This window comes from Azovibrio sp., from assembly GCF_049658005.1.
In the GTDB taxonomy this organism is placed as follows: Bacteria; Pseudomonadota; Gammaproteobacteria; order Burkholderiales; family Rhodocyclaceae; genus Azovibrio.
Map to the genome: position 1 here is coordinate 18,645 of NZ_JBASOH010000041.1, position 24,511 is coordinate 43,155.

22 protein-coding genes and 1 pseudogene are annotated in these 24,511 nt (G+C 63.9%); 10 read left to right on the top strand and 13 right to left on the bottom strand.

The genetic code is table 11. The features are described from left to right. Positions 1-35 precede the first annotated feature (35 nt). Genes WBH99_RS04340 through WBH99_RS04355 form a run of 4 tightly spaced genes read left to right on the top strand, consistent with a single transcriptional unit; the run spans position 36 to position 4,649 of the window. Positions 36-1,469 (top strand): TolC family protein, encoded by a 1,434-nt coding sequence (locus WBH99_RS04340; protein ID WP_424218885.1) that lies wholly within the window; start codon positions 36-38, stop codon positions 1,467-1,469. Next, entirely contained in the window at positions 1,466-2,725 is a 1,260-nt protein-coding gene (locus tag WBH99_RS04345) for an efflux RND transporter periplasmic adaptor subunit (protein ID WP_424218886.1), read from the top strand. Before WBH99_RS04340 ends, WBH99_RS04345 begins: the two co-directional genes overlap by 4 nt. Beyond that, on the top strand, positions 2,725-3,435 hold the full coding sequence (locus WBH99_RS04350; protein WP_424218887.1) for an ABC transporter ATP-binding protein: 711 nt from the start codon (positions 2,725-2,727) through the stop codon (positions 3,433-3,435). Before WBH99_RS04345 ends, WBH99_RS04350 begins: the two co-directional genes overlap by 1 nt. Continuing rightward, a complete protein-coding gene (locus WBH99_RS04355) occupies positions 3,429-4,649 on the top strand; it encodes an ABC transporter permease (protein ID WP_424218888.1) in 1,221 nt (406 codons plus the stop codon). Before WBH99_RS04350 ends, WBH99_RS04355 begins: the two co-directional genes overlap by 7 nt. Before the next feature lie 45 nt (positions 4,650-4,694). Here the strand turns inward: WBH99_RS04355 and infA are convergent, their stop codons facing one another. The 6 genes and pseudogenes from infA to WBH99_RS04385 all read right to left on the bottom strand — a co-directional run bounded on the left by infA (position 4,695) and on the right by WBH99_RS04385 (position 9,865). After that, entirely contained in the window at positions 4,695-4,961 is a 267-nt protein-coding gene (gene infA / locus WBH99_RS04360) for a translation initiation factor IF-1 (protein ID WP_424218889.1), read from the bottom strand. Between the two features lie 104 nt (positions 4,962-5,065). Continuing rightward, the gene (locus WBH99_RS04365; RefSeq protein WP_424218890.1) at positions 5,066-5,269 is read right to left on the bottom strand and encodes a cold-shock protein; all 204 of its coding nucleotides are present in this window, start codon (positions 5,267-5,269) and stop codon (positions 5,066-5,068) included. Between the two features lie 499 nt (positions 5,270-5,768). Then, a pseudogene (gene ftsB / locus WBH99_RS04370) lies at positions 5,769-6,038 on the bottom strand (cell division protein FtsB); the annotation flags it as partial. A 29-nt stretch (positions 6,039-6,067) separates the two neighbouring features. Further along, a complete protein-coding gene (gene eno / locus WBH99_RS04375) occupies positions 6,068-7,351 on the bottom strand; it encodes a phosphopyruvate hydratase (protein WP_424218891.1) in 1,284 nt (427 codons plus the stop codon). Between the two features lie 43 nt (positions 7,352-7,394). Further along, entirely contained in the window at positions 7,395-8,231 is an 837-nt protein-coding gene (gene kdsA, locus WBH99_RS04380) for a 3-deoxy-8-phosphooctulonate synthase (RefSeq protein WP_424218892.1), read from the bottom strand. Then, the gene (locus WBH99_RS04385) at positions 8,228-9,865 is read right to left on the bottom strand and encodes a CTP synthase (RefSeq protein WP_424218893.1); all 1,638 of its coding nucleotides are present in this window, start codon (positions 9,863-9,865) and stop codon (positions 8,228-8,230) included. Before WBH99_RS04385 ends, kdsA begins: the two co-directional genes overlap by 4 nt. Before the next feature lie 308 nt (positions 9,866-10,173). Between WBH99_RS04385 and WBH99_RS04390 the strand changes: the two genes are divergently transcribed. Together WBH99_RS04390 and WBH99_RS04395 are read left to right on the top strand one after the other, a co-directional pair. Beyond that, positions 10,174-10,479: an antibiotic biosynthesis monooxygenase family protein gene (locus tag WBH99_RS04390; RefSeq protein ID WP_424218894.1), complete on the top strand. Its 306-nt coding sequence runs from the start codon at positions 10,174-10,176 to the stop codon at positions 10,477-10,479. Positions 10,480-10,494: 15 nt separating this feature from the next. After that, the gene (locus tag WBH99_RS04395) at positions 10,495-11,340 is read left to right on the top strand and encodes a 23S rRNA (adenine(2030)-N(6))-methyltransferase RlmJ (protein WP_424218895.1); all 846 of its coding nucleotides are present in this window, start codon (positions 10,495-10,497) and stop codon (positions 11,338-11,340) included. Between the two features lie 8 nt (positions 11,341-11,348). Here WBH99_RS04395 and WBH99_RS04400 read toward each other — a convergent pair whose 3' ends face one another. Continuing rightward, complete coding sequence (locus WBH99_RS04400) at positions 11,349-11,720, bottom strand: nucleotide pyrophosphohydrolase (RefSeq protein WP_424218896.1); 372 nt, start codon at positions 11,718-11,720, stop codon at positions 11,349-11,351. Between the two features lie 46 nt (positions 11,721-11,766). Between WBH99_RS04400 and pepD the strand changes: the two genes are divergently transcribed. The 3 genes from pepD to WBH99_RS04415 all read left to right on the top strand — a co-directional run bounded on the left by pepD (position 11,767) and on the right by WBH99_RS04415 (position 17,126). Continuing rightward, positions 11,767-13,251: a beta-Ala-His dipeptidase gene (gene pepD / locus WBH99_RS04405; protein ID WP_424218897.1), complete on the top strand. Its 1,485-nt coding sequence runs from the start codon at positions 11,767-11,769 to the stop codon at positions 13,249-13,251. Further along, entirely contained in the window at positions 13,248-13,790 is a 543-nt protein-coding gene (locus tag WBH99_RS04410; RefSeq protein WP_424218898.1) for a gamma carbonic anhydrase family protein, read from the top strand. Before pepD ends, WBH99_RS04410 begins: the two co-directional genes overlap by 4 nt. A gap of 81 nt (positions 13,791-13,871) precedes the next feature. After that, positions 13,872-17,126, top strand: a complete 3,255-nt coding sequence (locus WBH99_RS04415; RefSeq protein ID WP_424218899.1) for an EAL domain-containing protein — start codon at positions 13,872-13,874, stop codon at positions 17,124-17,126. 97 nt (positions 17,127-17,223) lie between these two features. On the opposite strand, the gene fliW is transcribed toward WBH99_RS04415, so the two are convergent. Beyond that, positions 17,224-17,673, bottom strand: a complete 450-nt coding sequence (gene fliW, locus WBH99_RS04420; protein ID WP_424218900.1) for a flagellar assembly protein FliW — start codon at positions 17,671-17,673, stop codon at positions 17,224-17,226. A gap of 168 nt (positions 17,674-17,841) precedes the next feature. Here fliW and WBH99_RS04425 point away from each other — a divergent pair, with 168 nt between their 5' ends. Beyond that, positions 17,842-20,172 (top strand): Tex family protein, encoded by a 2,331-nt coding sequence (locus WBH99_RS04425; RefSeq protein ID WP_424218901.1) that lies wholly within the window; start codon positions 17,842-17,844, stop codon positions 20,170-20,172. A 63-nt stretch (positions 20,173-20,235) separates the two neighbouring features. Here the strand turns inward: WBH99_RS04425 and WBH99_RS04430 are convergent, their stop codons facing one another. From WBH99_RS04430 to zorA, 5 genes are all read right to left on the bottom strand, one after another. After that, complete coding sequence (locus WBH99_RS04430) at positions 20,236-21,048, bottom strand: S1 family peptidase (RefSeq protein ID WP_424218902.1); 813 nt, start codon at positions 21,046-21,048, stop codon at positions 20,236-20,238. 141 nt (positions 21,049-21,189) lie between these two features. Further along, positions 21,190-21,597 (bottom strand): YkgJ family cysteine cluster protein, encoded by a 408-nt coding sequence (locus WBH99_RS04435; protein WP_424218903.1) that lies wholly within the window; start codon positions 21,595-21,597, stop codon positions 21,190-21,192. Between the two features lie 20 nt (positions 21,598-21,617). Further along, a complete protein-coding gene (locus WBH99_RS04440) occupies positions 21,618-22,148 on the bottom strand; it encodes a hypothetical protein (RefSeq protein WP_424218904.1) in 531 nt (176 codons plus the stop codon). After that, the gene (locus tag WBH99_RS04445; RefSeq protein ID WP_424218905.1) at positions 22,148-22,867 is read right to left on the bottom strand and encodes a flagellar motor protein MotB; all 720 of its coding nucleotides are present in this window, start codon (positions 22,865-22,867) and stop codon (positions 22,148-22,150) included. Before WBH99_RS04445 ends, WBH99_RS04440 begins: the two co-directional genes overlap by 1 nt. After that, a complete protein-coding gene (gene zorA / locus WBH99_RS04450) occupies positions 22,864-24,450 on the bottom strand; it encodes an anti-phage ZorAB system protein ZorA (RefSeq protein ID WP_424218906.1) in 1,587 nt (528 codons plus the stop codon). Before zorA ends, WBH99_RS04445 begins: the two co-directional genes overlap by 4 nt. Positions 24,451-24,511: the final 61 nt, after the last annotated feature.

Here is a 24,511-nt window from a genome sequence, read left to right on the forward strand (position 1 = left end):
CGCAGCCACTTGCCTCCACTGTGATGACTGGCTCCGTGCTGAACATTTCCTTGCCCCGCTTCCCGGTCACCCTGGCCTGCCTGATGCTCCTGAGCGGGGCGGGCCACGGGGCGCCGGACCCGTTCAAGATGGACAGGCGGGTTCTTGTCCCACGGCCTGTCAGTCAGGAGCCGATGGCAGCCCCCTGCCAGCCCCCGTCTGCCGACACCCTGCTGACCCTGACTCAGGTGGTGGATGAGGCCCTCTGCCATAATCCGAGAACCCGCGAGGCCTGGGCCAATGCCCGGGCCCAGGCGAGCCTTGCCGGAGTGGCCCAAGCGGCGTATCTGCCGAGCCTCAATGCAAGTCTTGGCATCGGCCGGCGCTACAGCGAGATGGAGGGCAATAACCAGAATGCCGAGCAGAACACCGCCAGCCTGACCCTGTCTTATTTGCTGTATGACTTTGGCGGCCGGGCCGCAAATCTGGAAAACAGCCGGCAACTGCTGGAGGCGCTCCTGGCAACCCAGGATGCAACCCGCCAGAACGTGTTTCTCAGCGCCCTGCAGGCTTTTTATCAGGTTCATGCCACGGAAGCGGCTGTCCAGGCCGCACGGGAATCGGAGCAGGCCGCCCAGGAAAGTTTCAAGGCGGCCGAGGCGCGTTACCTGGCGGGGGCCGCCACCCCGGCTGACAAACTGCAGGCCCAGACCGCCTATTCCCAAGCCATGCTGAACCGTATCAAGGCCGAGGGAAACTTCAAAAATGCCCAAGGGGTGCTGGCCAATGTCATGGGCCGGGATGCATACACCCCGGTGCGCCTGATGCCCATCGAAGCCCGCTTCCCGGAACAGCGTTTCGAGCAGAACCTGGAAACCCTGGTAGCGATGGCCAAGGCCCGGCGCCCTGACCTGCTGGCGGCCGAAGCCCGCTACAAGGCGGCCCAGGCCAGTATTGCCGCCGTCCGGGCCGAAGGCATGCCCGCCCTGAGCCTGGGCATCACCCCGAGCTATCAATCCCTGGATGGCGTTTCCAGCCAGACCGGCAGCCTGGGGCTGACCCTGAACATTCCCCTCTTCACCGGCTTTGCCAACAGTTACCAGATCCGGGCGGCGGAAGCCCGCCTGGAGGCCAGCGCCGCCCAACGGGAACAACTGGCCCAGCAGGTCGCTCTGGATGTCTGGCAGGCCTACCAGAACCTGATCACGGCGACCCATGCCCTGCGTACCACCGCCGACCTGCTGGCCAGCGCCCTGGCCTCGGAACAGGTGGCCCTGGGGCGCTACAAGGCCGGGGTAGGCAATATCCTCGATCTGCTCAATGCCCAGAGCGCCCTGGCCAATGCCCGCCTGCAACGGATTCAGTCTGCCTTTGACTGGCACATCGCCCGGGCCTCCCTGGCCCAAGCCATGGGCCAGATGGATAAACGGCTGCTGGACACCCCCCTGCCCGTCGATACGAATGCCGGACCTGCACGGAATACCCCATGAAACTGCCAACTCCGAAATCCCTGCTCAAGCCCCTGCCCCTCTTCATTCTGGCTGTCCTGATGAGTGTCGCCGCCTGGTATTTTTACGGGCAGGGCAACCGGCGCAGCCCCGAGGAGCGTTACCGCCTGAGCACCATCGCAATCGGCAAGCTGAGCCAGACGGTCTCTGCCAATGGCACCCTGAATCCGGTCACCCTGGTGAATGTGGGCACCCAGGTCTCGGGTCGGGTCAAGACGCTTTATGTGGATTTCAACGACCATGTGGAGCAAGACCAGATACTGGCTGAACTCGATGACTCCCTGCTCGCTGCCCAGCTGCGCCAGAGCGAAGCCAGCCTGAGCAGCGCCAGCGCCTCCCTGGATCTGGCCCGCGCCAATGAACAACGCATGCGGACCCTGTTTGCCCAAGAGTATGTCTCGCGCCAGGAACTGGATCAGTCGGTGCAGGCCCTCAAGACCGCCCAGGCCCAGTTGCGCCAGGCCCAGGCCCAGTTCGACAAGGACCGGGCCAATCTGGGTTACACCATCATCCGCTCCCCCGTCTCCGGCGTGGTGGTGGATCGCCAGGTGGATGTCGGCCAGACCGTGGCGGCCAGTTTCCAGACCCCTACCCTGTTCAAGATTGCCCAGGACCTCTCCAAGATGCAGATTGACTCGGCCTTTGCCGAGGCCGATGTGGGCAACATCCGGGTGGGCCAGCCTGTACGCTTCAATGTGGATGCCTTTCCGGACCGCAGTTTCCAGGGCGAGGTCAAGCAGATTCGACTGAATCCCACCACCATTTCCAATGTCGTGACCTACAACGTAGTGGTCTCGGTGGACAACCCCGAACAGATTCTGCTGCCCGGCATGACGGCCTATGTGAATATCACCGTGGCCAGGCGGGATGGCGTGCTGCTGGTGCCCAATGCTGCCCTGCGCTACCGCCCGGCCGAAAAGGCGGAAGGAACGAAAGCCGCCATGGCAAACACCCCCCCGGGCGGGGTGCTGAGCGGTACCACGCCGCGCAGGGGGCCACCCCAGCCCGGCGGCGGCCCGCGTAATGACAGCCGGCGGGAAGGCGCCAGCAAGGGCACCGTCCATGTGCTGCGGGATGGTCAGGGGGTGCCTGTCTCCATCGAACTGGGGATTACCGACAACCGCAATACCGAAGTCACCGGAGGAGAACTCAAGGCCGGCGACCAAGTCATCATCGGCGAAAACACCGCCGAGGCCGCCGCTCCCTCCAGCGGCACGCTGCGCATGAGGGCGTTCTGATGGCTGAACCGGTTATCCGGATTGCCGATCTGCACAAGGCCTATGACACGCCGGCGGGCCCTTTCCCGGTGCTCAAGGAGGTGAATCTGGAGGTTCAGCCGGGGGAATTCGTGGCCATCATGGGGCCCTCCGGCTCGGGCAAGTCCACCTTCATGAACATCCTCGGCTGCCTGGATCGCCCTACTTCCGGCCGCTACGAACTGGATGGCAAGAGCGTCGCGGCCATGAGCAAGGACGAAACCGCCCGGCTGCGCAACCAGACCCTGGGTTTCGTGTTCCAGGGCTTCAACCTGCTGCCGCGCATGAGCCTGGAAGACAATGTCGCCCTGCCCCTGGTTTACAGCCAGGTCGAAAAACCCATCCGCCGGGAGCGGGCCCGGGAACTGCTCGCCAGGGTCGGGCTGGAGAAATACGCCAGCTCTTTGCCCAACCGCATTTCCGGCGGGCAGCAGCAGCGGGTGGCCATTGCCCGGGCGCTGGTCAACAAGCCCCGGCTGATTCTGGCCGATGAGCCCACCGGCAATCTGGACAGCCACACCAGCGAAGAAATCATGGCGCTCTTCAATGAACTGAATCAGGAAGGCATCACCATCGTGCTGGTCACCCACGAAGCGGATGTTGCCCAGCATGCCCAGCGCCAGGTGCGTTTTCTCGATGGCCGCATCGTCCGGGACGAGCCCACCCACCCCCTGGAGACAATTCCATGCTGAGGTGGATGCTCCACGAAGCCTGGAGCGCCATGGGCGCCAACCGGCTGCGCACCCTGCTCACCATGCTGGGCATGGTAATCGGCGTCGGCGCCGTGGTGCTGATGATGGCCGTGGGCCAGGGGGCCCAATATGCGGTGGCCCAGAGTATCAATTCCATGGGCAGCAACCTGTTCGTGGTGCTGTCGGGCTTCACCAATACCGGCGGTGTGCGCAGCGGCAGCGGCGGTGGCCCGACCCTGACGGTGAGGGACGCCAATGCCATTGCCGAGCTGGACAATATCGAGGCTTCGGCCCCGGTGCACATGGGTACCGCCCAGGTGATCTATGGCCCCAACAATTGGAATACCTCCATCATCGGCACCACCCCGGATTACCTGGCCGTCCGGGCCTGGAACGTGGTGGAGGGCTCTCCCTTCACCGCTTCGGACCTGCGTTCGGCCACCCGGGTGACCCTGATCGGCAAGACCACCGCCCAGAACCTTTTTGGCGACGAAAACCCCGTCGGCAAGACCCTGCGCATCAAGCAAAGCCCCTTCGTGGTGCTCGGTGTCCTGGCTCCCAAGGGCCAGAGCCTGGATGGCCGGGATCAGGACGACACCCTGCTCATCCCGCTCACCACGGCCCAGCGTCAGGTATTCGGGACTCCCTTCCCCGGCTCCGTGCGCATGATCATGGTCCAGGCCTCCCGTCCGGAAGTCATGCCCCAGGCAGAACAGGCCATCATCGCCCTGCTGCGCCAGCGGCACCGGCTACGGGAGGGCGTGGATAACGACTTCTTCGTGCGCAACCTCACCGCCGTAGCCGACTCGGCGGCCGAGACCACCCGCATCATGTCGTTGCTGCTAGGCGCCATCGCCTCGGTATCCCTGCTGGTGGGCGGCATCGGCATCATGAACATCATGCTGGTTTCGGTCACGGAGCGGACCCGGGAAATCGGCATCCGCATGGCGATTGGTGCCCGTGAGCAGGACATCCTGATGCAGTTCCTGCTGGAGGCCATCCTGATCTCCGTGGCCGGCTGCCTGATCGGCCTGCTCCTGGGAGTCGGGGGCGCGGTGCTGGCCAACCGCCTCACCAACACTCCGGTGATGATTTCCGGCAGCACGGTGCTGGTTGCCTTCTCCGTGGCCGCCGGCATTGGCATCTTCTTCGGCTATTACCCGGCCCGGAAAGCCGCCCGACTCGATCCCATCGAAGCGCTGCGTTACCAGTGAACGTAAAAAAGCCCAGCGTTTGCGGCTGGGCTGGTGCCATTCGATTCAGTGGCGGCGGGCGTGTTGAGCATGTGCCGGGCCGGGGGGCCGGCCGGGCATGTGCCGGAAAGTGATGCGGCCCTTGCTCAGATCATAGGGCGACAGTTCCAGAGTGACCTTGTCACCGGCAATGATCTTGATGTGGTGCTTGCGCATCTTGCCTGCGCTGTAGGCGACAAGACCGTGACCGTTTTCCAGCGTGACGCGAAAACGGGAGTCCGGCAGCACTTCATCGACAGTGCCCTGCATTTCGAGAATTTCTTCCTTGGCCATGACCATCCCTTCTGAATGATGAAAAAGAAAAACCCGGCCTGTGCCGGGTTCCGGAGGGAGGCAGACCGGGACCCGCCCGGCATACATTCCCCATGCGCCGATTTTTATTCGGGACGAATATTGGTGGCCTGGGGACCCTTGGGGCCGGTGCTCACATCAAAGCTGACGCGCTGACCTTCGGTCAGGCTCTTGAAACCCTGGGACTGGATGGCGGAGAAGTGAGCGAAAAGATCGTCACCCCCGTTTTCGGGAGAAATGAAACCGAAGCCCTTGGCATCGTTGAACCACTTGACAGTACCTGTTGCCATGTCTTGTATCCTTTTTGGAAAATTTGAAAGGGGAATGCCCCCTGAAGGGACGAAACTCAAGACGGCGGGGTATTGAAGTGGGACGAACCGGAACGACGGGAACTGAACCTGCCAAAACTGCACTACTTGAAAATCGCTGGAACGAACTATGCGCTTCATGGCCGGGAAAAGCAAAGGATATTTGCACATTTTTCTGAAATGAATGCGCCAATCCCGTTTTCATTGCTCCCGTTTTCATTGCTATCCGGCTTTTTTCGGGAATTCGGATTCCCTGGTTGAAATCCCTTCCCGGGCTTTTTGATGGTGTTGCAAACCCAAAAGGATTGAGTGCTTGATTCTCTCTAGTCGTCAAGGATTTTCTGTAACTACGCTATCAACCAGCCACCACGAAATTCAGGCAGGGCAGACGGGCGACCCTCTCAACCGGTTAATCCGGATACCCCTTTTTTTTCTGGGGGGGCGGCAAGGGCGTGGCGGAACCGCTGCCCGGGTCCTGGGATTTTTCCGGAATGGGAATGAACAGCTCCCCCGTCTTGATCATGCCCAGTTCGAAGCGGGCCCGTTCCTCGATCGCATCATAGCCGGTCTTCAAGTCCCGGACTTCCGCATCCAGCCCGGCATTGCGCAGTTCCAGCTGGCGCGTCACTTCCTTGTACTGTTGCAACTGACGGTCGTACTCCCACACCTTCAACCACCCGCCCTTGCCAAACCAGAGCGGGTATTGCAGGCAGGCAATGAGCGCGAGAAGTCCGACCGTAAGCCAGCGCATGTCTGAAAAACCCGGGGTATGGGGCCTCCTCAGCGGAGGTTGTAGAAGGTTTCGCGACCAGGGTAGGACGCGGTATCGCCCAGGTCTTCCTCGATCCGGATCAGCTGGTTGTACTTGGCGATCCGGTCCGAACGGGAGAGCGAGCCGGTCTTGATCTGGCCGGCGTTGAGGCCCACGGCGATGTCGGCGATGGTGGAATCTTCGGTCTCGCCGGAACGGTGCGAGATCACGGCGGTGTAGCCGGCGCGCTTGGCCATTTCCACGGCGGCAAAGGTTTCGGACAGGGTACCGATCTGGTTGATCTTGATCAGGATGGAGTTGGCGATGCCTTTCTGGATGCCCTCCTTGAAGATGCGGGTGTTGGTGACGAAGACGTCGTCGCCGACGATCTGCACCTTCTTGCCCAGGCGGTCGGTCAGCAGTTTCCAGCCGTCCCAATCGGCTTCGGACATGCCGTCTTCAATGGAGACGATGGGGAACTGGTCGGCCAGATTGGCCAGGTAATCCACGAACTGGGCGGAGGTCAGTTGCAGACCTTCACCGGCCAGCACGTACTTGCCATCCTTGTAGAATTCCGAGGCGGCGCAGTCCAGGGCCAGCAGCACATCCCGACCGGGCACATAGCCGGCGTTTTCGATGGCCTGGACGCAAAGTTGCAGGGCTTCGGCATGGCTGCCCAGGTTGGGGGCGAAACCGCCCTCGTCCCCCACGGCGGTGGAAAAGCCCTTTTTGTCGAGCAGCTTCTTCAGGGCGTGGAACACTTCGGCGCCACAACGCAGGGCTTCCCGGAAGGAAGTCTGGCTGACGGGCATGATCATGAATTCCTGGATGTCCAGGCTGTTGTTGGCATGCTCGCCGCCGTTGATGATGTTCATCATCGGCACCGGCATCTGCATCGGACCCATGCCGCCGAAATAACGGTAGAGCGGCAGGCCGGATTCCTCGGCGGCGGCCTTGGCCACGGCCATGGAGACCGCCAGGATGGCGTTGGCGCCCAGGCGGGACTTGTTCTCGGTGCCGTCCAGATCGATCAGGGTCTGGTCGATGAAAGCCTGTTCCTGGGCATCGAGGCCGATGATGGCTTCGGAGATTTCGGTGTTGACGTTCTCGACGGCCTGGAGCACCCCCTTGCCCAGGTAGCGGCCCTTGTCGCCGTCACGCAGTTCGATGGCTTCCCGGGAGCCGGTGGAAGCGCCGGAAGGCACGGCGGCCCGACCCATGACGCCGGATTCGAGCAGCACGTCGCATTCGACCGTGGGGTTGCCGCGGGAATCGAGGATTTCGCGGGCGATCACATCAACCACAGAACTCATACTTCTCTCCTATTTCAATCACTTGAATTGCAAACCAAAGAAACTACTTCAATTCTTCGAAACCGGCGGCCTTGGTGGCCTCGTCCAGGGCCACCAGGGTGGTGAGCAGGCTTTCCATGCGCGCCAGGGGCCAGCTGTTGGGGCCATCGGAAAAGGCCTGCTCGGGATGGGGGTGGGTTTCCATGAACAGGCCGGCGATGCCCACGGCCACGGCGGCCCGGGCCAATACCGGCACGAATTCGCGCTGTCCGCCGCTCCTGTCCCCCTGCCCGCCCGGCAACTGCACCGAGTGGGTGGCATCGAACACCACCGGGCAAGCGCTCTCCCGCATGATCGCCAGGGCGCGCATGTCGGCCACCAGATTGTGGTAGCCGAAGGAGGCGCCGCGCTCGCAGACCATGAGGTTGTCGGCGCCGCCATTGGCCTCGCGGGCCTTATTCACCACGTGCTTCATGTCGTCCGGGGCGAGGAACTGGCCTTTCTTGATATTCACCGGCTTGCCGCAGGCCGCCACGGCGTGGATGAAGTCGGTCTGGCGGCAGAGGAAGGCCGGGGTCTGCAGCACGTCCACCACCGCGGCGACCTGGGGAATGTCGGCTTCTGTATGCACGTCGGTGAGCACCGGCACCCCCACCTGGCGCCGTACTTCAGCCAGCATCTCGAGGCCGGCTTCGAGGCCAGGGCCGCGCACGGACTTGCCGGAGCTGCGGTTGGCCTTGTCGTAGGAGGCCTTGAAGATGTAGGGAATGCCCAGCCGGCCGCACACTGCCTTCAGGGTGCCGGCCACCTCGACGCAGAGTTCCAGGGATTCGGCCGTACAGGGGCCGGCAATCAGGAACAGGGGCTGGTCGAGACCGGCCTCGAAGCCACAGAGCTTCATGCCCTGGCCTGCTTCTGCGCCAGGGCCGCCTGAACGTAGGAGGTAAACAGGGGATGGCCCTGGCGCGGGTTGGAGGTGAATTCCGGATGGAACTGGCAGGCCACGAACCAGGGATGCACCGCGTCGGGCAGTTCGATCATTTCGCACAGATCGGTGCCCGGGGCGCGGCCGGAAACGATCAGCCCCTTTGCTTCCAGCTGGCTGAGCAGGGTGTTGTTCACTTCATAGCGGTGCCGGTGCCGCTCGACGATTTCCGGCTTGCCGTAAATGCTGCGGGCCTTGCTGCCTTCCTTGAGGAGGCAAACCTGGCCGCCCAGGCGCATGGTGCCGCCGAGGTCGGAATCACCGGAGCGTTTTTCCAGCTTGCCGGAGGCATCCAGCCATTCGGTGATCAGGCCGACCACCGGATAGGGAGTGTCCGGATCAAACTCGGTGGAATGGGCGCCGGCCATGCCGGCCACGTCCCGGGCGAATTCCACCACGGCCATCTGCATGCCCAGACAGATGCCCAGATAGGGCACCTTGTTTTCCCGGGCGTAGCGGATGGCGGCGATCTTGCCTTCGGTGCCGCGCTTGCCGAAGCCGCCCGGCACCAGGATGGCGTCCATGGTCTTCAGCGCATCGACGCCTTCGGTTTCCAGGGCTTCGGAATCGAGGTAATGGATATTGATCTTGCTGCGAGTGTGCATGCCGGCGTGGTTGATCGCCTCGATCAGGGATTTGTAGGACTCGGTGAGGTCCACATACTTGCCCACGAAGGCGATGTCGAGCTGATGTTCCGGGTGTTCCAGGGCATCGATCAGCTTTTCCCAGATGCTGAGGTCGGCGGCCTTGGCCAGGATGCTCAGCTTGTGACAGACGATTTCGTCCAGCATCTGCTCATGCAGCATGCCGGGAATCTTGTAGATCGAATCGGCGTCCAGGCACTCGATCACGGCTTCGGGCATGACGTTGCAAAAGAGGGCGATCTTGCGCCGCTCTTCCTCGGGAACGGAACGATCGGCCCGGCACAGCAGCACGTCGGGCTGAATCCCGATTTCGCGCAGTTCCTTGACGGAATGCTGGGTGGGCTTGGTCTTCAGTTCCCCGGCCGTGGGAATGTAGGGCAAGAGCGTGAGGTGGATGTAGCAGGTGTTGTTGCGGCCTTCCACGAGGCCCATCTGACGGATGGCTTCGAGGAACGGCAGCGATTCGATGTCGCCCACGGTGCCGCCCACCTCGACGATGGCCACGTCGGCGCCCTCGGCACCGGCCTTGATCTTGTCCTTGATTTCGTCGGTGATATGGGGAATGACCTGGACCGTCTTGCCCAGATACTCACCCCGGCGCTCCTTCTTCAGGACCGTGTCATATACCTGGCCGGTGGTGAAATTGTTGCGCCTGGACATCCTGGCGCTGGTGAAGCGCTCGTAGTGGCCCAGGTCGAGGTCGGTTTCGGCCCCGTCTTCGGTAACGAACACCTCACCGTGCTGAAAGGGCGACATGGTGCCGGGGTCGACGTTGATGTAGGGGTCCAGCTTGAGGTGGGTAACCTTGATGCCACGGGATTCGAGGATGGCCCCGAGAGACGCGGCGGCGATGCCTTTACCCAGGGAAGACACCACACCGCCAGTGACGAATACGTATTTGGTCATGAAAATACAGGCCGCGGGAAAGCGCAATTCTAGCCGAAAACCCCGTGGGCCGTCGACGCACTCGCGGGATTCCGGTTGTAAAGCTGGATTTGCCCGGCCGCCTCGGCGCTGAGCCGCACCGCTTCGCGGCCCAGGCACCGGCATGTGCGGAGGCGGGAAACAAGGGAACGCCTGGTGGGCCCAGGGGCAGATGGGCCGGATGCGTTTCAGCCTGCCAGTGGACATGGGCGCCACAATTCAACACGGGGTGGCGGGAGCTTCGCTAGAATGCCTGCCTCGTCTTTTCATCTTGCCAACCGGAGACCCCCATGTTTCTCGCCATGAACCGTTTCAAGATCGCCCGCGGCCACGAAGAAACCTTCGTCGAGCACTGGCGCCGCCGGGAAAGCTACCTGGGCGAAGTCCCTGGCTTTGTCCGCTTTCACCTTCTGAAGGGGCCGCAGACCGAGGCATACACCCTCTTTGCCTCCCATACCGAATGGGAATCCGAACAGGCCTTTGCCGACTGGACCCAGTCGGAAGCCTTCATGAAGGCCCATGCCAATGCCGGCAAGGCGCCCCGGGAAATCTACCTGGGCCCGCCCGAGCTGGAACTCTTCGAGTCCATCCTCTGAATCTGAATCGACCCCATGCTGAGTTATCGTCACGCCTATCATGCCGGCAATCATGCCGACGTCCTGAAACATCTGGTGCTGGTGCAGATCCTCCAGTACATGACCGAAAAGCCTGCCCCGATGTGGGTGGTGGATACCCATGCCGGGGCCGGCCGTTACAGCCTGGAGTCGGTCCAGGCGGAAAAACTGGGGGAATTCAAGGACGGCATCGGCCGCCTCTGGAACGCCACCGGCCAGCCCAAGGCCGTCGCCGAATATCTCGATGCGGTGCGGGAACAAAATCCGGACGGCAAGCTCGCCCACTATCCCGGTTCGCCCTGGCTGGCCTACCAGTCCCTGCGCAAGGAAGACCGGCTGCGCCTCTTTGAACTGCACAGCAATGAAGTGAAATTACTGGCCAGGACCTTCAACGGCACCGGCCGCCAGGTGAACATCGTCGAAGGCGACGGGCTGGCCGCCCTGAACGTGATACTGCCGCCCCCCACCCGCCGCGGCCTGGTGCTGATCGACCCCTCCTACGAAACCCGCAACGACTACGCCGCCGTGATCAAGGCCCTGAAGGAAGCCCTGAAACGCTTTGCCACCGGCACCTATGCCCTCTGGTATCCCCAGGTCGCCAAGATCGAATCCCGCCAGTTGCCGGAGCGGCTCAAGCACCTGCCGGTCAAGAGCTGGCTGCATGCCAGCCTGCGGGTCGCGGCCCCCGCCACGGACGGCTTTGGCATGCACGGCAGCGGCATGTTCATCATCAACCCGCCCTGGACCCTGGCGGAAACCCTGCGCCAGACCCTGCCCTGGCTCACCGGGCAGCTGGCCCAGGGCGAGGGCGCCGAGTGGAAGCTCGAAGTGCAGGACAAGTGACGCACGCTTTAGTCGTCTTCCCGCGCCAGCACCGTGTATTTGTCGCGCCGGCCATGGCTTTTTTCCACCGGATATTTTTGCGCGTTCTTGACCAGCTTCTGCCGCAGCGCCTGGCCCAGGTCGATGCCGGCCCGCTCGGCCACGAGCAGGAGATAGGCGAGCACGTCGGCGCATTCGTCGGCCAGGGCCTCGCGCCCGGCCGGGTCGCCGGGCAGGGCCTCGATTTCGGCATCGCTCTGCCACTGAGTCAGCTCGAGGAGCTCGGCCGCCTCCAGGTTGAGGGCGACGATGAGCTGCCGCAGGCCATGGAACTGGGCCCAGTTGCGCGCATCACGAAAGGCGAGCACGGCCCGGGTCAGGTCTTCCAGATTTTCCGCCATTTTTTTCTCCACTTCGTTTCTCCACTTCGCATCCAACGAGGCGCTCATGATAACGGACCCCATTTTCACCGGCCTGACTCCCCAGGCCGTGTGGCGGCATTTCGCCACCCTCTGCGCCATCCCCCGCCCCTCCAAGCACGAGGCCGCCCTGCGCCGCCACCTCATGGACTGGGCCGCTGCGCGCGGCCTCGACGCCCGGGAGGATGCCGCCGGCAACCTGATCCTGACCAGGCCCGCCAGCCCGGGGCGGGAACAGGCGCCGGGCATCGTGCTTCAGGGCCATCTCGACATGGTCGCCCAGAAACACTCGGACTACGCGCACGACTTCTTTCGCGACCCCATCCGGCCCGAGCTCGAAAACGGCTGGCTGCTCGCCCGCCACACTACCCTGGGCGCCGATAACGGCATCGGCGTCGCCCTGGCCCTGGCCGCCCTGGAGGACGACCGCCTGGCCCACGGCCCTCTCGAGGTTCTGCTCACCGCCGACGAGGAAGCCGGCATGGGTGGGGCACGCGCGCTCGAAGCCGGCACCCTGCAGGGCCGCTACCTGATCAACCTGGATACGGAGGAATGGGGCCAGTTCTATCTGGGCTGCGCCGGGGGAGTGGACGTGCTGGCGCAACTACCCGCGCCGGCCATCCCGGCTGCCAGCGGCTGGGTGGGCATGGAAGTCAAGCTCGACGGCCTCACGGGCGGCCATTCCGGTGTCGACATCCATGAAAACCGGGCCAACGCCATCCGCCTCATGCTCGCCCTGCTCCTGGAACTGGGGCTACCTTACCGCTTTGCCGTGGCGCGCCTCACTGGCGGCAGCGTGCGTAATGCCCTGCCCCGCTCGGCCCAGGCCCTGCTCCTCATGCCTGCCCTGCAGTGCTCGGCCTTTCGCCATGCGGTGCAGCAGATATCCGTCCGGCTGCGCCGCCAGTACCTGGACACGGACCCGGAACTGTCCTTGAGCGCCCTGCCCTCGGAGGCGCTGGCCGACACCGTGATCGAGCCCCGTGCCTTGCGCCGGCTGGCCCTGGCCCTGAGCGAGGCGCCCTACGGCGTCGCCGCCATGAGTCAGGATTTTCCCGGCGTGGTCGAGACTTCCAGCCATCTCGGCACCCTGGACCTTGCCCCCGGACGCTGTGAGGCGGGCTTTCTCGTGCGTTCCCTCCGCGACCCGGCAAGGGACGCCCTGGCCGAGCAGATTGCCGGGCAGATCCGCGCCGCCAGCGGCACGGCGACCATCTTCGGCGCCTATCCGGGTTGGGAGCCCAGGCCCGACTCAACCCTCCTGGCCCGCTGCCAGGCCGTTTATGCCAGCCTCTACGGCCAGCCTGCCGGCCTGCAGGTGATCCACGCCGGGCTCGAATGCGGCCTGATCGCCCACAGCCATCCGCAACTCGAGATGATTTCCTTCGGCCCCGACATTCGCGGCGCCCACGCCCCCGGCGAGCGGGTGGAAGTGGCCTCCGTGGGCCGCTGCTGGCAACTGCTCACGGCCCTCCTCGACCAGCTTGCCCTGCCGCAACGGAGGCACTCATGAGCGGCTACCGCCTCGATGCCCTTACACCGCAGCTCGACAGGGAGGTCTGGGTGGCCCCCAACGCCACCGTGATCGGCGACGTCCGCCTCGGCGAGCGGGCCTCGGTCTGGTTCAATGCCGTGCTGCGCGGCGACAACGAGCCGATCTGCATCGGCGCCGAAACCAATCTCCAGGATGGCGCCATCCTGCACACCGACGCCGGCATCCCGATGTCCATCGGCGCCCGCGTCACCGTGGGTCACAAGGTGGTGCTGCATGGCTGCAACGTCGGCGACGGCTGCCTGATCGGCATCGGCTCGATCCTCCTCAACCGCTGCCGGATCGGCGCCCACTGCCTCGTCGGCGCCAACACCTTGATCCCCGAGGGCAAGGTATTCCCGGATCGGGTGCTGATCCTGGGCTCTCCCGGCAAGGTCGTGCGCGAGCTGAGTGACGAGGAAGTCGCCCGCCTGGAAAAGAGCGCCGCCCACTATGTGCAAAATGCCCGGCGCTACCGGCTGGGCCTGGCCCTTTCCTGTGGCCCCTTTCCTGAGCCGTGACCTGTGACAAGGATCATCGATTTTTTGCCTTATTTTTCGCCCTTACAATCCCGCTTCATTCAGTCCTGAGCATCACACACCATGGAATCCCTGCCGCTCTCTGAAATCATGACCCGCCAGCTCCTCAGCCTGCCGCCCGAGGCCAGCCTGGGGCAAGCCGTGGATGAACTGGCCCGCGCCCATGTGAGCTCCATTCTGGTGAGTGTCGATCATCAGGTGCTGGGCATCATCACGGAGCAGGATGTGCTGCGGGCCTACGGCAATCAGTTGCCGGACGACACCCCCCTGGCGGACTTCATGAACGCCCCGGTCCTCAGCGCCCCGGAAAGCATGAATTTCCGCGAGGCCTATCATCTGGTCACCGCACATCAAGTACGGCACTTGCTGGTACTCGACAAGAACGAGCGCCCGGTCGGCATCGTCAGCCTCACGGATTTCGAGCGCCACCTGAGCCAGGCCTATTACCGCCGCCTCAAGGATGTACAGTCGTTGATGCAGCACAGCCTGCCCACCCTGGCGGCCCAGGCCACCGTGGCCGAAGCCGTTTTTGCCATGGCCGACTACCGCAGCAGCTGCGTCATCATCGTCGCCGCCGGCAAACCAGTGGGCATGCTGACCGAGCGGGACGTGGTACGCCTCTACCAGCATCACACCACCCGCCAGCAGCCCGTGCTGCAGGTCATGACCCCGAATCCTTGCTGCATCACCCCCCATACCCCCGTCATCGCAGCGGCGGAACTGATGCACCAGCGCCAGATCCGCCACCTGCCGGTGGTCGATGAACAGGGCCTGCTGGTGGGCTTGGTGAGCGAGGCCGATCTCCTGCAGCGGCTCGAAAGCGAGCTGGTGGACCTGTCCAGCCACAAAATCCTGCGTTCCCGCCAGAAGCTGGCCCAGGCCGAAGCCAGCTGGCGCAGCGTTTTTCAACAAGCCGCCCAGTTCATGTGGATTCTGGATGCAGAAGGCTATCTGCTCGAGGTCAACGCCTCGGCCCTGGCCTTGATCGGCACCCCGCGGGAAGAGGTGCTGGGCCACCGCTTCCGGGAAACGCCCTGGTGGTCGCATGACGCAGAGCAACAGACCCGGCTGCAAGAAGCCATCGCCCAGGCCCTCGCCGGTCACCCCGCCAGCTTTGAAGCCCGGTATCGGGACCTCTCCGGCCAGACTCGCTGGGTCGATTTCCAGTTGCGTCAGCTCGATCATGAAGAAGCCTCGCCGCACCGCCTGCTGGCCGAAGGACTGGACGTCACCGAACGTCATCTGGCCACCCGCCAGCTGCGCCTGGCCGCCGGGGTGTTCATCCACAGCCACGATGCGATCCTGATTACCGACACGGCAGGCACCATCATCGACGTGAACCCCGCCTTCTGCCGCCTCACGGGCTACCACCGCGAGGCGGTGCTGGGTCAGCATGCTCGCCGGCTCGATTCCGGCCACCATGACAGCCGTTTTTTCGACCATGTGTTCCAGGAGGTGGAACAGCAGGGCTACTGGCAGGGCGAAGTGATGTGCCAACGCCAGGATGGCTCTGACGTCATGGTGTTGATGACCATTTCCGCCGTGCGCGACGAGCACGGCGGCACCCTCCAGCACGTCGGCATCCTCTCGGACATCACCGACAAGAAGCAGCACGAACAACGCCTGGAGCGCATGGCCCATTACGACAGCCTCACCGGCCTGCCCAACCGCACCCTGCTCGGCGATCGCCTGCATCTGGCCCTAGCCCAGGCCCAGCGCCGCAACACCCGCCTGGCCGTGGCCTATCTCGATCTGGATGGCTTCAAGACGGTCAATGACCAGTTCGGCCACCACACCGGCGACCAGCTCCTCATTGAAGTGGCATCCCGCCTGCGCAGTCACCTGCGCGCCAGCGACACCGCTGCACGGCTGGGCGGCGATGAGTTCGTGCTGCTGCTCAATGACATCGGCAACCTCGCTGAACTGGAAGTCATTCTTGACCGGGTACTGGAGAGCCTGACTCAGCCCATCCACAGCAAAGGCCACACCCTCCAGATTTCCGCCTCGCTCGGCATCACCCTTTACCCCGATGACGGCAACGACGGGGATGTGCTGCTGCGTCATGCCGACCAAGCCATGTACGAGGCCAAGCGCCAGGGGCAAAACCGCTACTACCTGTTCGACGTGGCCCAGGACCAGATGGCGCGGGAATTGCGGCAACTGGTCATCGACGTCCGTCAGGGGCTGGCAGCCGGTCAGTTCCGGCTCCATTACCAACCCAAGGTGAATCTGTGCAGTGGCCTGGTCACGGGACTCGAAGCCCTGTTGCGCTGGCAGATTCCGGGCGAGATCGAACCCCGCCTGCCTGGCCGCTTCCTGCCGCCGCTGGCCAATCATGAAGCGATTGAAGAAATCGGCCGTTGGGTCCTGCACGAGGCGCTAGAGCAAATGCAAGCCTGGCAGGCCGAACTCCCTCATCTACCCGTCAGCATCAACCTGGCACCGCGTCAGTTGCAATCGCCGGAATTTGTTGCCGATCTGCGGCGTGAACTTGCGCATCACCCCATGGTGCCGGCCAACCTGCTGGAACTGGAGGTGCTGGAAACGGCTGCGCTGGATGACCTGCAGCACACCCGACAGGTCATGCTCGAATGTCAGGATCTGGGCGTGGTGTTTGCCCTGGATGATTTCGGCACCGGTTATTCCTCCCTCTCCTACGTCAAATCCCTGCCCGCCAACACCTTGAAGATCGACCAGTCCTTTGTGCGGGAAATGCTGGACGACCCGGATGCGCTGGCGATTGTCGAGGGCATCATCGGTCTCACGGCGGCCTTCCAGCGCCAGGTGGTCGCCGAAGGCGTGGAGTCGGAAGCCCATGGCACCCTGCTGATCCGGCTGGGCTGCATCCAGGCCCAAGGCTACGCCATTGCCCGCCCCATGCCGGGCGATCAGGTCCTGAGCTGGATCCGCGCTTTCGAACCCCCTCCTGCCTGGGTGACTGCCGCGGAAGAACAGTGGCGGCGCGAGGACTTTCCCCTGGTGGCCGCCGAAGTGGAGCTCCGCCACTGGCGCACCCAGGTCGAGGCCCAGCTCCAGTCCGGCAAGCTGGCACGGTCCGGCCAGAGTCTTGGCGATGGGCAGCACTGCCGTCTGGGACGCTGGCTTGCCACTCAGGGCCGCAAGGATTACGGGCATCTGGAAAGCTACGCGGAACTCGTGCGCCAGAACGACGCCATGCATGCCCTCGTCAAGGAACTGCTGCAGGCCGGTCAGGCCAGCCCGGAACAACAGCAGGCCTTTGCCCGGAGCAGCGAGGAGGTCATCCGCGGCCTGCACCGGTTGCAGCAGATGGTTTCAGTGCTACGGCAGACGAATTAATGAAAAACCCGGGAAGCCCCGGGTTTTTTTTCAGGAACGTTTTGCAGGAACGAAATGGCGTGACAGTGTTGGCGGAGCAGTGTTGGCGGGGCAGTGTTCAGCCGGCCACGCTGCTCAGGTTGGAGAGCACCACATTAGGACGGACATGGGTCAGCACTTTCTGCAGCCCCAGACGCGTCTTGGTGTTGATGATCAGCGGCGCGCGCAAATTGGCGCCGATCCCGGCAGAATCCGGGGCCGCTTCCTGCTTGAACAACACCAGGACCACCGCCGCGTCAGCCGGGTCATCGAGCTTGATCAGGGCGGTTTCGGCATCGCTCAAAGCCAGTTCATAAGTAAAACCCAAGGCGGCAGGATCGATGACCTGCAGGGCCAGGTTGGCATCATCGAGGGACTGCAGGGTAAAGCTGACCGGGTCCTCACCTTCGGCTTCGTGAATCAGCATGAATCGTTTGTTGTTTTCGAAGCTCAACAGACCATTGGGAAACTCGATGATTTGTTCAGGATCGACATCCACCGCACCAAACAGAAATGTTTCAACTGTCATATACCCCCCCCTTGAAATGATTAGCGAATACCGCAGCATGCTACTCCATTTTTTCATTCAGGTGACAGGCATCTGAGCCGGTCTGCATGACGGGCCAGGCTTGGCCCCGGCTTGCCATTCCCGCCTGCTTTTGGCATGGTTCGCCCTTTTCGAAAAAGCTCCGACCCCATGCTCGCACCCATCGAACACCGCATCGCCCATGAACTCGGCGTGCGCCCCGCCCAGGTCATGGCCGCCGTCCAGCTGCTGGACGAAGGCGCCACCGTGCCCTTCATCGCCCGTTACCGCAAGGAAGTCACCGGCGGCCTGGACGATACCCAGCTGCGCAACCTGGAAGATCGCCTCGGCTACCTGCGGGAACTGGAAGCGCGGCGCACGGCCATCCTCGCCAGCATCGAGGAACAGGGCAAGCTCACCCCGGAGTTGCAGGCGGAAATCCTCGCGGCCGAAACCAAGCAGCGGCTGGAAGACCTGTACCTGCCCTACAAGCCAAAGCGCCGCACCAAGGCCCAGATCGCCCGGGAAGCCGGCATCGAGCCTTTGGCCCTGGCCTTGCTGGAAAACCCCATGCGGGTGCCGGAAACCGAAGCGGCCCGCTTTCTCGATGCTGAAGCCGGCTTTGCCGACATCAAGGCGGTGCTGGACGGCGCCCGGCAAATCCTCATGGAGAAATTCGCCGAGGATGCCACGCTCCTGGGCCAGTTGCGGGAATACCTGAACGACCATGGGGTCGTGAAATCCTCCGTCGTCGAAGGCAAGGAAAACGAAGGCGCCAAGTTCCGCGACTGGTTCGACTTTGCCGAACCGATCACCCAGATGCCGTCCCACCGCGCCCTGGCCCTTTTGCGGGGCCGCAACGAAGGAGTGCTGAACGTGGCCCTGGTGCTCGATTCCGAGCTCGACCCGGAACAGCTGAAACCCGGTCCCAATCCCTGCGAACAGCGCATCGCCGCCCGTTTCGGCATCAAGGACATGGGCCGCCCGGCCGACAAGTGGCTCAATGACACGGTGCGCTGGGCCTGGAAGATCAAGATTTTCCTGCACCTGGAACTGGAATCGATGCAGGCCCTGCGGGAGCGCGCCGAGGCAGAAGCCATCCACGTCTTTGCCCGCAACCTCAAGGATCTGCTCCTGGCCGCCCCCGCCGGGGCGAAGTGCACCCTGGGCCTGGACCCGGGCATCCGCACCGGCTGCAAAGTGGCCGTGGTGGACGCCACCGGCAAGCTTTTGCAGACCGCCACTATCTACCCGCACGAACCGCGCAATGACTGGGACGGTTCCATCGACATCCTGGCCAAAATCTGCAAGCAATTCGGCGTGCAGCTGGTGGCGATCGGTAACGGCACCGCCAGCCGCGAGAGCGACAAGCTGGTGGCCGAGCTGATGAGCCGCCACCCGGAGCTGAAACTCACCAGAATCGTGGTCTCCGAAGCCGGGGCCTCGGTCTATTCGGCCTCCGAATTCGCCGCCCGGGAATTCCCGGATCTGGATGTGTCGCTCAGGGGCGCGGTCTCCATCGCCCGCCGCCTGCAAGACCCGCTCGCGGAACTGGTGAAGATCGACCCCAAGTCGATCGGCGTCGGCCAGTATCAGCACGACGTTTCCCAGAGCAAGCTGGCCAGGAGCCTCGATGCGGTGGTGGAAGACTGCGTAAACGCCGTGGGGGTGGATGTGAATACCGCCTCGATTCCGCTCCTCACCCGCATTTCCGGCCTCAACGCCAGCCTGGCCGCCCACATCGTCGGCTTCCGGGACAGTAACGGGGCCTTCAACCGCCGCAGCGACCTGAAGAAGGTGCCGCGCCTGGGCGACAAGACCTTCGAACTGGCCGCCGGCTTTTTGCGCGTGCCCAATGGCGACAATCCCCTCGATGCTTCCGCCGTGCACCCGGAAGCCTATCCGCTGGTGGAAAAGATCCTGGCCGACATCAAGAAGGGCATCAAGGACGTGATCGGCGATTCCCGCCTCGTCCGGGCCCTGAACCCGGCCCGATACACCGACGAGAAATTCGGCCTGCCGACGGTGCAGGACATTCTCAAGGAGCTGGAAAAACCCGGCCGCGACCCGCGCCCCGAGTTCAAGACCGCCCGCTTCACGGAGGGCATCGAAGCGGTGCAGGACTTAAAGCCCGGCATGATCCTCGAAGGCGTGGTCACCAACGTCGCCGCCTTCGGCGCCTTCGTGGATATCGGGGTGCACCAGGATGGTCTGGTGCATGTTTCCTGCCTGTCCACCCAGTATGTCAAGGACCCCCATGAAGTGGTCAAGGCCGGCGCCGTGGTGAAGGTGAAGGTGCTGGAAGTGGACCTGCCGCGCCAGCGCATCAGCCTTACCCTGCGCCTTGACGACGAGGCTGCCCCGGCCCGCCGGGAACCGGCCACAGGCCAGGGCCGCGCTCCTGATTCACGAGGCCGGCGCAACAGCCCGGCGCCCAGACGTCAGGAAGCCGCACCGGCGGGGGGTTCCATGGCGGCGGCCTTTGCCAGGCTGAAACGCTGAGCCGGCAGGACCGGAAGGGTGCGCAGGGGCAAGTGTCGGGCGAAGTGTCGGGCGAGCGGCACTTCAGTCATCCGACACTTCGCCCGACACTTCCTGAGCAATCAGCTCGGGCTTCTCGGTCAGCGTCATCAAGATATCGGCATACCAGACGCAATTTAGCCCCAGCGCCTCATCCAGGAGCACGTCCCGGGTGCCCATGTCGAGGCGCGAGGAATGGATGCCGAGCAGGATCCACGGCAAATCCCCGGAAATGGTGTCGCGCTCCGAAGCATGCATCACGACCGGCGCGCCGCTGGTGCCACGGTGAGTGCGGGCATCGGTGAGAAAGTAACCCTTGCCCTGGAAACGCAGGACGAACGAGGAAGCAATCACCGCATGACGAGCCACCGGCAAGTGATGCAAGGTGTCATGAAAGCCCAGGGGAAAACCCACCACCAGCAGCGAAGTGCCGACCGAAACCTGTTGCAGCGAACCATGCAGGTGCTGGGGGGTGAAGGCGCGATAAACCGTCGTCGCCGGCAGGGCCGCGCGGTCGATCTCGATCACCGCCACATCGATATCTCCAGCCCGGTCCCGGCCCTGGCGCCAGGTACTCTGGCCATCCCGATACAGGGGAATCGAAAAACCGGTGGAGCGGGCCATGTTCTCCGAGTCAGTGTGAAGTTCGATCTCGATGCGATCGGGGAAGTGCTTGCTGGACTCATCGACCATCACATGCCGGCTGGTAACCAGAAACAGGTGTTGGTCGCGCTCGAAAAAGAAACCGCTGGCATTGGTCAGATGGCGCTTCTGGGCAAAGGTGGAGACGCGGGCAGCGGTCAGCAGGATGGATTCGATCATCAAGGCTTCAGTCTCGTCATAAAGAGCGGCGGCCACGGATGACGTCGAGCAAAACCACGACCATGGCAATGACCCGCAGGATGGGATGAAACCGCCCGGCATGGTGAAAACCACCCGCCCCGGCAGCCAGAGGAGGATCAGGATAACAGCAATGTTTATAGCACGATGGCGCGCCTTTCATGAACCTGGATCCGCGACCACACCACCGCGCCCTTGCCTTAGCGGCAACAAGCCATGCCTGGCCCTTGCCCGGTTGCAGGCTTCCTGGGGCCGGCCGTCGGCGTCGTAGGGGTCGAACTCCCGGCAGGTGCTGGAACGCAGCGGGTAAATGGCACAGGAAACGCTCACGCCCACCCTGCCCTCCAGGGCCACGCAGCGCCAGGATTCCCGGTCATCCACTTTCATGCAGCGCAGATGAAGAGAAACGGATTCGGTCAGGGCCACGGGCACCAGGCCGCCCGGAGCGTCGTCGGCTTCGGCCCAGTAGAAGGAAACGCGCAAGCCAGAGCAGCAGGCGCCGCAGTTCATGCAGGGGGATGTGTCGGACATGGGGTCGGACATGGGGTCGGACATGGGGTCGGACATGGGGTCGGATCAGGGTCGGATCAGGGGTGCGTGCGGGGTGGCGGGTGGCGGGCGGCGGGCGGCTCGTCCTGCGCTTGCTGCAGGAATTGCCGCAGCAGTTCCCGGTTCCTGGCGATGGCGCTGCCGGCGGGAAATTCGGTTTCCATGGCCCGCTGAAATGAGGCCAGCAAGCCTTGGTAGCAGGCGGCGAAGCGGCGGCGGTCATGACGAAAATCCAGCACCCGCTGCAACAGGCGCTGCACCTGGGCCTCGTCGGCCAGCAACTGCCGGGATTCCCAGTCCATGGGCAGGGCCAGGCCCTGGCAGGCGTATTTGAGATGGACAAAATCGGTGTTGCTGCCCTGGATGCGAAAGGCCATCAGGCCCCGGGCGATGCGCTGCCCCTTGTCCATGGCCCGGCGTCCGCCCAGGGCGTCGCGCACCCGTTCCAGGCTCTGGCTCATCAACTGGGGCTGGCCCCAGTTCAACTGGCGGGGCCGCCCGGCCATGGCCTGTGTCAGCAGGGCCTCCAGTTGTTCGAGTGGCGGACGTGGTTCCTGAGTGGCGGCCATCAGAGATCCAGGGGGCAACGGCTGTCCCCGTCCAGGGCCTGCTGGCGGGAGGGGCCGCGGGTTTCACCTAGTTCCAGGAACTCCAGACGCAATTCGATCCGGCGGCTTTCTTCGGCGCTTTCCTTGAGGGCATTGAAGGAGGCGCCGCTGACCAGGAACAGGTCGCGCACCTGCTGCCGGTCCGTATCGTTCAGGGCATCGGGGGCCGGCGGGCCGGCCATGAGTACGCACAGCACCCGCTCGGAACGCTGCAAGGAAAGATTGAGGTTGTGCAGGTAGCTGCCCCGGGCGTCGGCAAAGCCTTCGACCACGATGCGCTTTAGCCACTTTTCGCCCAGGGGGTCGCGGGCGGCGGCCAGCACCTTGGGCACGAAGGTGCGCAGCAGGCGGGCCTGGGCTTCACTGAGTTTGTGGCTGTTGCTGTCGAACCGGGCCCGGTCGCCAAAATCCACCACCCGGCCGCGCACCGTGATGCCGGGAAAATCGGCCGTGGCAATCTGGAGGCTGGCCATGAGTTTGGCGATGTCGTCTTCCCGCGCCGCCTTCTGGTCTTCGGTTGCGGAGATTTCGTCGGTGATCGCCAGCAGGGCCACCGTCATGGCGACCAGAAACAGCACCATCAGCGCCGTCATCAGATCCGAAAAGGAAATCCAGAATGGCCGCTCGGCCTCGTCCCGCCGGGGCCGGCGCGGCAGCGCGTTGCGTTTGCCCAGGCTCATTTGCGGCTCGCCAGATTTTCCAGGGTATCCCCCAGTTCCTCGATGGCGCCCTTGAGGTAATCGACGGCGGTGGATAGCTCCTTGTGAAACTGGGAATTGCCCTGACGCAGGGTGCGTTCCACGTTCTCGGCAAAGCGGCCGTGCGCTTCTGCCAGCACCCGGTTCACCCCTTCCAGATAGTTCCTGGCTTCGCCCTCGGCCCGGGCCAGGGCACCGCCGGCGGCTTCGAGGCGGGAGACCAGTTCGCTAGTGAGCGAGGCTTCGCGGCGGGCGTTTTCCAGAATGGATTCGAGGTCGCCCAGCATCAGGGCAAAGGCATCCCGGGTGCGGCCCTGCTCGCGCATCACCTCGCCGGCTTCCATGGCGGCAGCGGTGAGGGAGGCGGCAGCCGCCACCAGTTGTTCGCTGGCCTGGGCGAAGGTGTCGGCGGCGCGGCCCACGCCGACCCCCGCATCCTGCAATTGCCCGGCGGCCCGGCTCACGGCGCCCTGCCCGGCCCCGTCCAGGCGGGCGGCGACCCGGCCGAGTTCGCCCACGACCTTGTCGAGGGATCCGGCAGTGCGGGTCAGCAGGCCTTCCAGACCCGACTGGCCCTGGCCCAGATGGGCTTCCATGCGGGCCATGAAGCGGCCCAGCAGGGGTTCCAGGGTGCGGGCCGTGGCCTCGCCCTGGCTACCACCGGCCTTTTCCACGGCCGCCGCCATGCGCCCCAGGGGCTCGCGCAGGGCCTCTCCCACGGCCCGTGCAACGGCATTGGCGACCGCCGCGGCGATCTGCTCCTGCTGCCTGGCGGCTTGTTCGTTCTGCTGCTCGATCAGGGCGCCGAGGCTCTGGCGCAGTTCGCCCACCAGGGCCTGACGCAGTTGCCCGCCCTGATGGGCAGAAATCTCGCTGGCGCGCACCAGCCGGGCCAGGTATTCCTCTTCGACCCCGCCTTCGAACCGGCTGTCGATCAGTTCGTTGAGCCGCGCCACCTTGCGGTAGCCCAGGGTGACCAGCGATTTTTCGATCCAGGTGGCCACCATGGCCAGGGTGATCGCCAGGGCGGAAACCTGAAAGGCGTGGCCAACGCCCTGAATCAGGGTCTTGAGACTCTGGCGCACCGTGTCCGCATCGCCATTCACCTCGAAATGGGTGAGGCCGACGATCAGGCCCGTGAAGGTGCCGATGATGCCGATGCCGGTGAGGATGCCGGGCAGGTGCTTGTAAAACTCGGTCTTGAGCGGGGTTTCCACCAGCGCCGCTTCGGTAAAGAAGGTCTCGGCCATGGCCGTGGCCCGCCAGGCGCCGACCTTGGGCTTGCCCTGGGCGTCGGCGACGGTGATGCCGTGCAGGGTCTGGGCGTATTCGCGCCAAAGGTGGGCCAGGCGCGGGGAGGTCATCACCTGACTGGCGATGGCGTCCGGGTCCGGGGGCGCCTTGCTGACCGCAAGTTTTTCGAGCCGCTGCACGGCCCGGCCCAGTTCCCGCAGCAAGAACAGAGCCGGCAGCACGAAACGCAAGATGAAACCCAGGGCGATGAGGGCCAACAGGGCAAAGATCAATCCGGTGCCCCCCGGGCCGTTCCAGAGGGTGGCGAGCATGTCCATAAATCCGCTTTGAAAAGAGTCGGCCCAAAAGCCAAAGGGGCAATTTTAGTGTGTC

Bases quoted from the DNA above. Each gene is read 5' to 3' on its own strand.
- WBH99_RS04345 (WP_424218886.1), top strand. From the start codon at position 1,466: ATGAAACTGCCAACTCCGAAATCCCTGCTCAAGCCCCTGCCCCTCTTC.
- WBH99_RS04350 (WP_424218887.1), top strand. From the start codon at position 2,725: ATGGCTGAACCGGTTATCCGGATTGCCGATCTGCACAAGGCCTATGAC.
- WBH99_RS04355 (WP_424218888.1), top strand. From the start codon at position 3,429: ATGCTGAGGTGGATGCTCCACGAAGCCTGGAGCGCCATGGGCGCCAAC.
- infA (WP_424218889.1), bottom strand. From the start codon at position 4,961: ATGGCCAAGGAAGAAATTCTCGAAATGCAGGGCACTGTCGATGAAGTG.
- WBH99_RS04365 (WP_424218890.1), bottom strand. From the start codon at position 5,269: ATGGCAACAGGTACTGTCAAGTGGTTCAACGATGCCAAGGGCTTCGGT.
- eno (WP_424218891.1), bottom strand. From the start codon at position 7,351: ATGAGTTCTGTGGTTGATGTGATCGCCCGCGAAATCCTCGATTCCCGC.
- kdsA (WP_424218892.1), bottom strand. From the start codon at position 8,231: ATGAAGCTCTGTGGCTTCGAGGCCGGTCTCGACCAGCCCCTGTTCCTG.
- WBH99_RS04385 (WP_424218893.1), bottom strand. From the start codon at position 9,865: ATGACCAAATACGTATTCGTCACTGGCGGTGTGGTGTCTTCCCTGGGT.
- WBH99_RS04390 (WP_424218894.1), top strand. From the start codon at position 10,174: ATGTTTCTCGCCATGAACCGTTTCAAGATCGCCCGCGGCCACGAAGAA.
- WBH99_RS04395 (WP_424218895.1), top strand. From the start codon at position 10,495: ATGCTGAGTTATCGTCACGCCTATCATGCCGGCAATCATGCCGACGTC.
- WBH99_RS04400 (WP_424218896.1), bottom strand. From the start codon at position 11,720: ATGGCGGAAAATCTGGAAGACCTGACCCGGGCCGTGCTCGCCTTTCGT.
- pepD (WP_424218897.1), top strand. From the start codon at position 11,767: ATGATAACGGACCCCATTTTCACCGGCCTGACTCCCCAGGCCGTGTGG.
- WBH99_RS04410 (WP_424218898.1), top strand. From the start codon at position 13,248: ATGAGCGGCTACCGCCTCGATGCCCTTACACCGCAGCTCGACAGGGAG.
- WBH99_RS04415 (WP_424218899.1), top strand. From the start codon at position 13,872: ATGGAATCCCTGCCGCTCTCTGAAATCATGACCCGCCAGCTCCTCAGC.
- fliW (WP_424218900.1), bottom strand. From the start codon at position 17,673: ATGACAGTTGAAACATTTCTGTTTGGTGCGGTGGATGTCGATCCTGAA.
- WBH99_RS04425 (WP_424218901.1), top strand. From the start codon at position 17,842: ATGCTCGCACCCATCGAACACCGCATCGCCCATGAACTCGGCGTGCGC.
- WBH99_RS04435 (WP_424218903.1), bottom strand. From the start codon at position 21,597: ATGTCCGACCCCATGTCCGACCCCATGTCCGACCCCATGTCCGACACA.
- WBH99_RS04440 (WP_424218904.1), bottom strand. From the start codon at position 22,148: ATGGCCGCCACTCAGGAACCACGTCCGCCACTCGAACAACTGGAGGCC.
- WBH99_RS04445 (WP_424218905.1), bottom strand. From the start codon at position 22,867: ATGAGCCTGGGCAAACGCAACGCGCTGCCGCGCCGGCCCCGGCGGGAC.
- zorA (WP_424218906.1), bottom strand. From the start codon at position 24,450: ATGCTCGCCACCCTCTGGAACGGCCCGGGGGGCACCGGATTGATCTTT.